Source organism: Streptomyces longispororuber, assembly GCF_014656095.1.
GTDB classification, from domain to species: Bacteria; Actinomycetota; Actinomycetes; order Streptomycetales; family Streptomycetaceae; genus Streptomyces; species Streptomyces longispororuber.
In genome coordinates, this window is record NZ_BNBT01000206.1 from 1 (window position 1) to 11412 (window position 11412).

Sequence of the window (11412 nt, forward strand, 5' to 3'; positions counted from 1 at the left end):
CCGCGCTCGGCCAGGCCGTGCGGCGGTGCGGCCCGCTGGCCGTGGCCGCGGTGCGCGCCCTCGGCGCCCGGCTCGCGGACGCCCTCGGCGCCGTGCACCTCGCCCAGGTCCTGCACCGCGACCTCAAGCCCGGCAACGTGCTGCTCACGCCCGACGGGCCCCGGCTCATCGACTTCGGCATCGCGCAGGCCTTCGACGCCACGGCCCTGACCACGGCCGGCATGGTCGTCGGCACACCCGGCTTCATGGCGCCCGAGCAACTCCTGGGCAGCCACGCCGTGGTGCCCGCGTCCGACGTGTTCGCGCTCGGCGCCGTGCTCGCGTACGCGGCCTGCGGGCGCGGGCCCTTCGACGACCAGGAGATCGCCTCCGTCATCTTCCGCATCACCCAGGGCGACGCGGACCTGTCCGGGGTGCCCGAGGACGACGGGCTGCGCGAGGCCGTGGCCGCCTGCCTCGCGCCCACGCCCGAGGACCGGCCGACGGCCCCCGAGCTGGCCGGACGCCTGGGCGGCCACGGGCGCGAGGTGCCGTGGCCCGCCGAGGTCCTGTCGCTGTTCGCCGAGCACCGCGAGGCCGTCCGGCGCTGCGAACAGGACGTGCTGGGGCAGGAGTTCGCGGCGGCCGACACGGTGACCGGTGGCCCGGGAAGCATCCCGCGCCCGCCCGCACCGCCGCCCGCCCCTCGCGCGCCGACACCGTCCCCCGCGGCGCCGCCGCTTTTGGGCACCTGGCCGCCGTCCCCGGCCGCGCGGCCGGCCGCCGCCCCGCCCTGGTCCCGCCCCGCCCGCCGCCGCCCGGTGTGGATCGCCGCCGCCGCGCTCGCCGCCGGGGCGGTGACCGTCGCGGCCCTGCTCCTGCCGGGGCTCGGGGACGGCGCCAAGGAGGCCAGGGGCGAGGCCGGTGGCGGCCGTACCGGCGGTGCGGCCTCCGGCGGTGGCGGCAGCGGCTCCCCCGCGGGCTCCGGAGCGGGCTCCGCGCGCGGCGGCGGCCCGCGCGTCGTCACCCAGCACGGCAACGCCCTCCGCGGCGGCGACCACGGCCGCGACGGCACCCGCGCCAGCGCCCGGCCCGAGGGCTGGAAGCCCTGGACCGCGCGCCGGCCCAAGGCCCTGGACACCATGGGCGACGGCTGCGTCCTGGCCCGCACCACCCTGGTGTGCCGCGACGGCAAGGGCGCGGCCGCCGCCTTCGACGCGGCGACCGGCCGCCACCGGTGGACGAGCCGCGGCTTCGACGGCGCCGAGGGGGACCTCATCGGCCTGCACACGGTCGCCCCCGAGGCCGACGCCGACGGCCGCGCCGTCTACGTGCCGAGCGAACTCGGCGTCACCAAGGTCGACGTCGCCACCGGCGCCCGCCGCTGGCAGCAGCGGGCCGCCGACGAGTCGGGCGTGCTCGCCATGGCCTACGCGCGGGGCGTCCTCTACGTCGCCGAGCTCCGCCTCGGCCCGTACGGCCCGAACGACCCGCCCGGCAGCGCCGTGATCCGCGCCCGCTCCGCCGCCGACGGCCGCGAGCTGTGGCGGTCCAAGGCCCTGCCCAAGACGTCCGCGTCCCTGGTGGTGAGCGGCGGGCGGGTCTTCACCGCCCTGGAGGAGGGCGGTGTCGTACGCCTCGACGCCCGGACCGGGGAGGTCGCCCGGCGGGTCGCGGTGGACTGCGGCCAGCTCCTGCTGCGCTCCGCCGACGCGGTGCTGTGCTGGCAGGACGGGAAGCCGGGCCTGCGCGATCTCGACCCCGTGACGCTGCGGACCCGGCGCGTCCTCGCGCCCGGCGTGACGGTCTCCGGGCCCCGGCCCGTGGTCGGCGCGGCGGGCGTCCTCGTCGTGGCGAGCGGCAACGACGACCCCACCGTCGACCACCACCTGAGCGGCTACGACTGGCGCACCGGCAAGCGGCTCTGGCGCTACGGCGCCCCGACGGGCCTCAACTCCCTGGCCCTCGCGGACGACCGGGTGCTGTCCACGGGCGACGCCGAGCTGCGCGGCCTGCGCCTCGACGGCGACGTCGACACCCTGCGCAGCAAGACCGTCCCCTCGGACCCCTCCGCCGAGCGGATCCCCGGGTGGGCCCGCTTCAGCCGTCCGCTGTACGTCGGCGGCGCCGTCTTCACCACCACCTCCGACGGCACGGTGATCTCCGGCTACGCGCCCTGACCGGCCGCGCGCTCCCCCCGGGTCGGCCGTCCCGGGGGCCCGGAGCCCGGGGCGCGCCGCCGCGGCCGTGGCTCCGGGCGGGCGGACGCGCGCCCCGTGGTGGCGAGCCGCGCCACCCCCTACCGTCGATGCGTCACGTACGTCCTCCGACAGAGGTGCCGCCGTGAAAGCCATCCGTCGTTTCACCGTACGTCCCGTCCTGCCCGCCCCCCTCGCCCCGCTCGCCGAACTCGCCCGCAACCTGCGCTGGTCCTGGCACGCCGCGACCCGCGACCTGTTCCGTGACGTCGACCCCGTCCTGTGGGACGCGGACGGGGACCCGGTGCGGCTGCTCGGCTCCGTGCCGCCCGCGCGCCTGGCCGAACTCGCCGCCGACGACGACTTCGTGCGCCGCCTCGGCGAGTGCGCCGCCGACCTGCGCGCCTACGTCACCGGCCCGCGCTGGTACCAGGAGCACCAGGACCGCCAGGACCGCCAGGAGCACCCGGAGGGGCGGGAGCGGCGGGATAGCCGCAGTGCGGCGTCCGACGGCGCCCTCCCGGCCGCCGTCGCCTACTTCTCGCCCGAGTTCGGCATCACCGCCGCCCTGCCGCAGTACTCCGGGGGCCTCGGCATCCTCGCGGGCGACCACCTGAAGGCGGCCAGCGACCTCGGCGTGCCCCTCATCGGCGTCGGCCTGCTCTACCGGCACGGCTACTTCCGCCAGTCCCTCACCCGCGACGGCTGGCAGCAGGAGCACTACCCCGTGCTCGACCCGAACGAGCTGCCCCTGACCCTGCTGCGCGAACCCGACGGCACACCCGCCCTGGTGCGCCTCGCGCTGCCCGGCCACCGCGCCCTGCGCGCCCACGTCTGGCAGGCGCAGGTCGGCCGCGTACCGCTGCTCCTGCTCGACTCGGACGTCGAGGAGAACGACCCCGGCGCCCGCGAGGTCACCGACCGGCTCTACGGCGGCGGCAGCGAGCACCGGCTGCTCCAGGAGATGCTGCTCGGCATCGGCGGCGTCCGGGCCGTGCGCGCCTACTGCCGGCTCACCGGGCACCCCGAGCCCGAGGTCTTCCACACCAACGAGGGCCACGCGGGCTTCCTCGGCCTGGAGCGCGTCCACGAACGGGTGCAGGGCGGACTCGCCTTCGACGCCGCCCTGGAGGCGGTGCGCGCCGGCACCGTCTTCACCACCCACACGCCCGTGCCCGCCGGCATCGACCGCTTCGACCGCGAGCTGGTCGCGCACCACTTCGGGCCCGAGGCGGAACTGCCGCACATCGACGTGGAGCTGATACTGCGCCTCGGCATGGAGACCTACCCCGGCGGCGAGCCCAACCTGTTCAACATGGCCGTCATGGGGCTGCGCCTGGCCCGGGGCGCCAACGGCGTCTCCACGCTGCACGGCAGGGTCAGCCGGGAGATGTTCCAGGGCCTGTGGCCCGGCTTCGACCCCGAGGAGGTGCCGATCACCTCCGTCACCAACGGCGTGCACGCGCCGACCTGGGTGGCCCCGGAGGTGTTCCGGTGCGGCGCGGGCCGGATCGGCGCGGGCCGTACCGACCAGGCGCTGTCCGTCGGCGACGACGAGCGCTGGGACGCCGTCGCGGGCATCCCGGACGGCGACATCTGGCTGCTCCGCCGCGAGCTGCGCGCCCAGCTCGTGTACGAGGTGCGCCGCCGGCTGCACGTGTCCTGGCGGCAGCGCGGCGCCGCCACCGCCGAGCTGGGCTGGATCGACGAGGTCCTCGACCCGGACGTCCTCACCATCGGCTTCGCCCGCCGCGTCCCCGCGTACAAGCGCCTGACGCTGATGCTGCGCGACCGGGACCGGCTGATGGAGCTGCTCACGCACCCGGACCGGCCGGTGCAGATCGTCGTCGCGGGCAAGGCGCACCCGGCCGACGACGGCGGCAAGCGGCTCATCCAGGACCTGGTGCGCTTCACCGACGACCCGCGCGTCCGCCACCGCGTCGTGTTCCTGCCGGACTACGGCATGGCGATGGCGCGCAAGCTGTACGCGGGCTGCGACGTGTGGCTGAACAACCCGCTGCGGCCCCTGGAGGCGTGCGGCACCTCCGGCATGAAGGCGGCCCTGAACGGCTGCCTCAACCTGTCGGTCCTGGACGGCTGGTGGGACGAGTGGTTCGAGCCGGACTTCGGCTGGGCCATCCCCACGGCCGACGGCGCCGCCACCGACGAGCACCGCCGCGACGACCTGGAGGCGGCGGCCCTGTACGACCTCCTGGAGCGGCGGGTGGCGCCGCGCTTCTACGAGCACGGCCCCGAGGGCCTGCCCGACCGGTGGATCGAGATGGTGCGGCGCACCCTGACCCGGCTCGGCCCGAAGGTCCTGGCCGGGCGCATGGTCCGCGAGTACGTGGAGCGCCTGTACGCCCCGGCCGCGCGCGCCCACCGGATGCTCGACGCGGACGCCGCCACCGCGCTCGCCGCGTGGAAGAGCCGGGTGCGCGCCGCCTGGCCGCGCGTCGCGGTCGACCACGTGGAGACGGCCGCGACGGCCGCGACGGTCGCGACGGCCGCTCTGGGCACCACCGCCGAGCTGGGCGCCACGGTCGCGCTGCGGGTGCGCGTACGGCTGGGGGAGCTGACGCCGGACGACGTCGAGGTGCAGGCGCTGGCGGGCCGCGTCGACCCGGAGGACCACATCACGGACGCCACGCCGGTGCCGCTGAAGCCCACGAGCGGGCCGGACGCCGAGGGCGCCCTGCTGTACGAGGGCCCGCTGACCCTGGACCGCACCGGCCCCTTCGGCTACACGGTCCGCGTCCTGCCCGCCCACCGCCTCCTGTCCGACAGCACGGAACTGGGCCTGGTGGCCCTCCCGACGGAGACGACGGGGGAGGCGGCAGGCGTTTTGATGCGCTGAACAGGAGCGCCCCGAGGTCATACACATGGTGCGGGCGGCACCCAGGGGATCTGCACCCTGGATGCCGCCCGGCTCAAAGGGGGCGCGTTACTTGACGTTCACGCCCTTCCACGCGGCAGCGACAGCCTTCTGCTCCGCGGAGTTGGCCCCGTAGAGGTCGGCCGCGGCCTTGAGCGTGTCCTTGCGCGCCTGCGCGTAGTTCGTCGTGGACGTGAAGTACGTGGTGAGGGCCTTGAACCAGATCTTCTCGGCCTTCGCCCGCCCGATGCCGGTGACCTTGGAGCCGTCCTTGGTCGGGCTGTCGTACGTGACGCCGTTGATGGTCTTCTTCCCGCTGCCCTCGCTCAGCAGGTAGAAGAAGTGGTTGGCGATGCCGGACGAGTAGTGGACGTCCACGTTCGCGGCGTTGCTGCTCCAGTAGTCCAGCGAGGCGCCGTCCTTGGAGGGCTTGTCCATGTACCGCAGCGGGGAGCCGTCGCCGTTGATGTCGATCTTCTCGCCGATGAGGTAGTCGCCCTGGTCCTTGGCGTTGGCCGCCTTGAACTCGACGGCCGCGGCGAAGATGTCGCTGGTGGCCTCGTTCAGACCGCCGGACTCACCGCTGTACTCCATGTTGCCGGTGGCCGCGGTGACGCCGTGGGTCATCTCGTGGGCGGCCACGTCGATGGAGGTGAGCGGCTTGGCGTTGCCCTCGCCGTCGCCGTACGTCATGCAGAAGCAGGAGTCCTGCCAGAAGGCGTTGACGTAGTTGTCGCCGTAGTGCACGCGGGACGTGGCGCCCTTGCCGTCGCCGCGGATGCCGCTGCGGCCGTGCACGGACTTGTAGTAGTCCCAGGTCAGGCCCGCGCCGTAGGCGGCGTCGACGGCGGCGGTCTGGGTGTTGGTGGGCTTGCCGGTGCCCCAGACGTCGTCGGCGTCGGTGTACAGCTTGCCGCCGCTGGAGCCGTGGTTCAGGTCGTACGTCTTGTGGTTGCCGCGCTGGGAGTCGGTGAGCTGGTAGGTGCTGCCGCTCTTGACGGAGCCGACCTCGACGTCGCCGCTGTACTGGCTGTGACCCTTGCCGTTCTCGACGGCCTGGTGCTGGAAGAGCTTCTCACCGGTGGCGGCGTCCGTGACGACGTGCAGCTCGCTCGGCGTGCCGTCCTTCTGCACGCCGGTGACGACCGTCTCGTACGCGAGGGTCGGCTTGCCCTCGGCGGCCCAGATGACCTTGCGCGGTGCGCGCGGGTCGGCCTTGAGGGTGTCGCCGGACGTCGCGGCGGTCGACTTGGCGGCCTTGGCGACGGCCTTCGGGGCCAGCTCGGCGTCGGTGGAGGGGACCTTGATGGTGGCCTTGGTGGCCTTGCTGACGCCTTTGAGGGAGCCGTCCTTCGCGGTGTGCACGACCAGGTCGCCGCCGAGGACGGGCAGGCCGGCGTAGGTGCGCTCGTAGCGGGTGTGGGTGGTGCCGTCGCGGTCCTTGACGATGTCGCGGACGACGAGCTTCTCCTTGGCGCCGAGGCCGATGCGGTCGGCGGTGCCGGAGGCCTTGCCCTGGGCGTCCTGGAGGAGGCCGGCGCGGGCGGTGGCGGTCAGCGGGGCGGGCGCGGCGGCGGGCACGGCCACGGCGGCGGATCTGTCGAGGTCCGTCTGGGCGGAGGCACCGGTGGTCAGTCCGGTGGCGAGCAGCGCTCCGGCGGCGACGGCGGTGGCGATGGCCAGCGTGGAACGCTTCTTCGCTATGTGGGGGGTCACGCATGCTCCTTGTGTGGAGGCCCGGGTGGCATGGGGGACCACCCGGGCCGAACTGGTGCTGTGCGGGAGAACTGTTGTGCCGTGTGGGAGCAGCGTGCCATTTGAGCCAGGTACATGTCATGACCTTGATTCAATGTTGGCCAGATCGTGTTCGTTGGCCGATGGTCAAGGTCCGTCATGCGAACAGTGCTTGAACGCCCCGAGCCGGTCACCGGGCGCCCGGGGCACCGCTCCGGAAGGGTGGTGGGAGCAGGGCTCTTCCGGAGCGGCGTCCGTGCGCCGCCCTAGGGGCGGGTGCCGACGTTCACGGCCGCCCAGGCGTTGGCGACGGCGGTGTACTCGGGGCTGGACGTGCCGTACAGCTCGCCCGCCGCGGCCAGCGTGCCGGTGCGCGCCGCCGCGTAGTTGGTGGTCGTGTTGAACTTCGTGGTGAGGGCCCTGAACCAGATCTTGGCGGCCTTGTCGATGCCGATTCCGGTCACGGGCTTGTTGTCATACGTCGGCGAGTCGTACGTGACGCCGTTGATGGTCTTCTGGCCGCTGCCCTCGCTCAGCAGGTAGAAGAAGTGGTTGGCGATGCCCGAGGAGTAGTGGACGTCGACGCTGCCGGCCCGGCTGGACCAGTAGTCGAGCGACGAGCCGTCCTTGGAGGGCTTGTCCATGTAGCGCAGCGGCGTGCCGTTGCCCCGGATGTCGATCTTCTCGCCGACCAGGTAGTCGCCGACGTCGCTGGGGTTCTTGGCGTTGAACTCGACGGCCGCGGCGAAGATGTCGCTGGTGGCCTCGTTCAGACCGCCCGGCTCGCCCCGGTACTGCATGTTGCCGGTGGCGGCGGTGACGCCGTGGGTCATCTCGTGGGCGGCCACGTCGATGGAGGTGAGCGGCTTGCGGTTGCCCGAGCCGTCGCCGTACGTCATGCAGAAGCAGGAGTCCTGCCAGAAGGCGTTGACGTAGTTGTTGCCGTAGTGCACCCGCGAGGAGGCGCCGCGGCCGTCGTTCCTGATGCCGTTGCGGCCGTGCACGCCCTTGTAGTAGTCCCAGGTCAGCGCCGCGCCGTAGTGCGCGTCGGCGCCCGCGGTCTCCAGGTTGGTGGGCTGGCCGTTGCCCCAGACGTCGTCCGGGCCGGAGAACAGGGTGCCCGAGCCGGACGTGGAGCGGTTGAGGTTGCGCGTCTGGTGGTTGCCGCGCGCGGTGTCGGTCAGCGTGTACTGCGAGCCCGACTGCTGCGTGGTGAGCGTGACCTGGCCGCTGTACTGGGTGTTGCCGGTGCCCTGGTGGACGGCCTGCCACTCGCCGAGCTTCTTGCCGGTGACGGCGTCGGTGACCACGTGCAGCTCGTTCGGCGTGCCGTCCTTCTGCAGACCGCCGACCACGGTCTCGTAGGCGAGCCGCGGCGCGCTGTTGACCAGCCAGACGACCTTGCGCGGCTCCTTGGCGGCCTCGAGCTTCGTGGAGCCCTCCGCCTTCGAGGCGCGCAGCGCCTGCTTCTCGGCGGCGGCGGCCTTGACCTGGGCCGCCGTGCGGACGCCCGTGAGCCGGGCCTTCGAGGCGCGGTTGACGTCCTTGACCTCTCCCGCCTTGTCCGTGGCGACGATCAGGTCGCCGCCGAGCACCGGGAGGCCGGCGTAGGTGCGCTCGTAGCGGGTGTGGGTGGTGCCGTCGCGGTCCTTGGCGACGTCGCGGACGACGAGCTTCTCCTGGGCGCCGAGGTTCAGCGTCCTCGCGGTGGCGGACGTCGCGGCGTCCGCCTCGCGTATCAGCTCGGCCCGCTGCGACGGGGAGAGCTTCTGGGGCAGGGACCCGCTGTCCACCCGGCTGGCGGCGGGGGCCGGCCCGGCCGAGGCGGACGTGGCCTGGACGGTGACGCCGAGCAGCGCGGCGGCCGCGGTGACGGCGCCGATGGCGGTGGCGCGCGTACGGGTGGAGCGTCTGCGGGGTGTGGGGGATGTGCTCAACACGGACTCCTTCTGCGCGACCGCGGGGTGCGCGGCCTGAGGCGACCCGGCGGCGAGTGACCGGCCGGGCAGAGCAGGGCAGTACGTGGTGCGTGCCGCACGCCGCGCCGCCTGGGTGGACGCGCCGCGCGCGGGAGCCGCCGGTGCGTGAGCCCCTGTGCGACTGATGAGGGGAAGAGTGCCATTCGAGACAGGTACATGTCATTCCGTTGGCGTACTTTGGCTGGAATACGTCCGGTGCGTGGGTTCGGGCGTCCGGTATGCGGGCGCAAAGACTGCTCGTCGAGCGGTGGTTGGGCAGGCACGGCCCACCGCCGGCCCGGCCCGCCGCGGCGGGCACATCTCGGCCGGGCCGGGGCCCCTCCGCGGGACTCGGCCCGCGACCGCCCCGGCCCCTGGAGGCCGCGCCTACCGGGAGGCGGACCGGCCCCCGGCCCCGGTCAGCCCACCACGCTGTCGCGCCAGGCGCGGTGGAGGTCCGCGAAGGGGCCCGTGGCCGCGACGAGTTCGGCGGGGGTGCCGTCCTCGACGACGCGGCCGTGCTCCATCACCAGGACCCGGTCGGCGATCTCCACCGTGGACAGGCGGTGCGCGATCACCACCGCCGTGCGGCCCCGCAGCACCGTGTCCATCGCGCGCTGCACGGCCCGCTCGCCGGGGATGTCCAGGGAGCTGGTGGCCTCGTCCAGGATCAGCACGGCCGGGTCGGCGAGCAGCGCCCGGGCGAAGGCGACGAGCTGGCGCTGCCCGGCCGAGATGCGCCCGCCCCGCTTGCGCACGTCCGTGTCGTAGCCGTCCGGCAGGGAGGCGATGAAGTCGTGAGCGCCGATCGCCTTCGCGGCGTGCTCGATCTCCTCCCGGGTGGCGTCCGGGCGGCCGAGCGCGATGTTCTCCGCGACCGTGCCCGAGAACAGGAACGCCTCCTGCGTCACCATCACGACGCCGCGCCGCAGCTCCGCCGTCCCCAGCTCGCGCAGGTCCACCCCGTCGAGCAGGACGCGGCCCTCGGTGGGGTCGTAGAACCGGGCGAGGAGCTTGGCCAGCGTCGACTTGCCCGCGCCCGTGGAGCCGACCACGGCGACCGTCTGCCCGGCCGGCAGCGTCAGGTCGAAGCGCGGCAGCACCTCCCCGCCCGTCCGGTACGCGAACCGCACCCCCTCGAACTCCACCGTGCGGCCCGGCTGCGCCGAACCCGCCGGCGGCAGCGGCCGCGCCGCCTCCGGCGCCGGCTCGGGCACCGAGGGCCGCTGCGCGAGCAGGCCCGCGATCTTCTCCAGCGAGGCCGCCGCCGACTGGTAGGAGTTGAGGAACATCCCGAGCCGGTCGATCGGGTCGTACAGGCGGCGCAGGTACAGCACGGCCGCGGCCAGCACGCCGAGCGCGAGGGTGCCCTCCGCGACGCGGTACGCGCCCCACAGCACGATCCCCGCGACCGCCGTGTTCGCCACGAGCCGCGAGCCCACCACGTACCGGGCCATCTCCAGGATCGCGTCGCCGTTCACGCGCTCGTGGCGGCGGTTCAGCTCCTCGAAGCGCTCGTCGTTGGCCCGCTCCCGGCGGAACGCGCGCACCGGGCGGATGCCGTTCATCGTCTCCGTGAACTTCACGATCAGCGCGGCGACGGCCGTGGACCGCACCCGGTACACCTTGCCCGCGCGGCGCTGGAAGAGCCGGATCAGCAGGTACAGCGGCACGAAGGAGGCCACGGCCAGGCCGCCGAGGCCGAGGTCCAGCCAGAGCAGCATCGCCGCGATGTACACGAACGACAGGACGACCGTGAGCAGCTCCTGGAGCCCCTCGCTGAGCAGTTCGCGCAGCGACTCCACGTCCGTGGTGGAGCGGGAGATGAGCCGCCCGGACGTGTACCGCTCGTGGAAGTCCACGCTCAGCGCCTGCGCGTGCCGGAAGATCCGCCCGCGCAGGTCGAGCAGCACGTCCTGGTTGACCCGCGCCGAGGCCACGATGAACGCGTACTGGAGCGCGCCGGCCACCGCCGCGCACAGCGCGTACCCGACGCCCACGGCGATCAGCGGGCCGTGGTCGCCCGCGCGCACGGCGGGCACGGCCTTGTCGATCGCGTACGCGACGAGCAGCGGGCCCGCCTGCACGACGGCCTGCTGGAGCAGGAGCAGCACCGCGGCGAGCGCGACCCGGCCGCGGCGGGGCGCGAGCAGCGACCGCAGCAGGTTGCGCGTCGCGCCGGGCGGGGTGGGCAGCGTGTCCCGGTCGAAGGCGTCACCGCTGTCGTCGTTGTCGACGTCGTTGCCGCTGTGGCTGCCGCCGTCGCTGTCCCTGTCGCCGTCGCCGTTGCTGCCGCTGTCGCTGTCCCTGTTGCCGTCGCTGCTGCTGCCCCTGTCCCTGTTGCCGACGCTGCCGCTGTCGCCGTTGCTGTCGTTGCCGCTGTGGCTGCCCCTGTTCCTGTCGCTGTCGCTGTCACTGGTGTCGTTCCCCTTTGCGAGGGGGTCGTTCGCGTTCGCGTAGGCCCCGTTCGCGTGTGCGCGGGCGCCATCCACCGGCCGGGCCGCCGGGTCCGGGCCACCGGGCGTGTCCGGACCGCCGGGGCCGTCCGGGGTGCCCGGGCCGTCCGGGGCACCCGGGTCGTCCGGGGCACCCGGGTCGTCCGGCGTGCACAGGCCGCCCGGGCCGGACCCGCTTCCGGGGCCGTCGGAGGCGCCCCGGCCGCCGTCGG

At 74.2% G+C, this 11412-nt stretch carries 5 protein-coding genes; 2 read left to right on the forward strand and 3 right to left on the reverse strand.

Annotated features, from left to right (window positions below):
* Together IE330_RS35435 and glgP are read left to right on the forward strand one after the other, a co-directional pair.
* A partial coding sequence (locus IE330_RS35435) for a serine/threonine-protein kinase (protein WP_190140289.1) occupies positions 1-2159 on the forward strand: 2159 nt, incomplete at its 5' end.
* Positions 2160-2322: 163 nt separating this feature from the next.
* Complete coding sequence (gene glgP, locus IE330_RS35440; RefSeq protein ID WP_190140290.1) at positions 2323-5034, forward strand: alpha-glucan family phosphorylase; 2712 nt, start codon at positions 2323-2325, stop codon at positions 5032-5034.
* A gap of 87 nt (positions 5035-5121) precedes the next feature.
* Here glgP and IE330_RS35445 read toward each other — a convergent pair whose 3' ends face one another.
* The 3 genes from IE330_RS35445 to IE330_RS35455 all read right to left on the reverse strand — a co-directional run bounded on the left by IE330_RS35445 (position 5122) and on the right by IE330_RS35455 (position 11236).
* Positions 5122-6768 (reverse strand): M4 family metallopeptidase, encoded by a 1647-nt coding sequence (locus IE330_RS35445; RefSeq protein ID WP_190140291.1) that lies wholly within the window; start codon positions 6766-6768, stop codon positions 5122-5124.
* 284 nt (positions 6769-7052) lie between these two features.
* The gene (locus IE330_RS35450) at positions 7053-8723 is read right to left on the reverse strand and encodes a M4 family metallopeptidase (RefSeq protein ID WP_190140292.1); all 1671 of its coding nucleotides are present in this window, start codon (positions 8721-8723) and stop codon (positions 7053-7055) included.
* 440 nt (positions 8724-9163) lie between these two features.
* Complete coding sequence (locus IE330_RS35455; RefSeq protein WP_229926154.1) at positions 9164-11236, reverse strand: ABC transporter ATP-binding protein; 2073 nt, start codon at positions 11234-11236, stop codon at positions 9164-9166.
* Between the last annotated feature and the right edge of the window lie 176 nt (positions 11237-11412).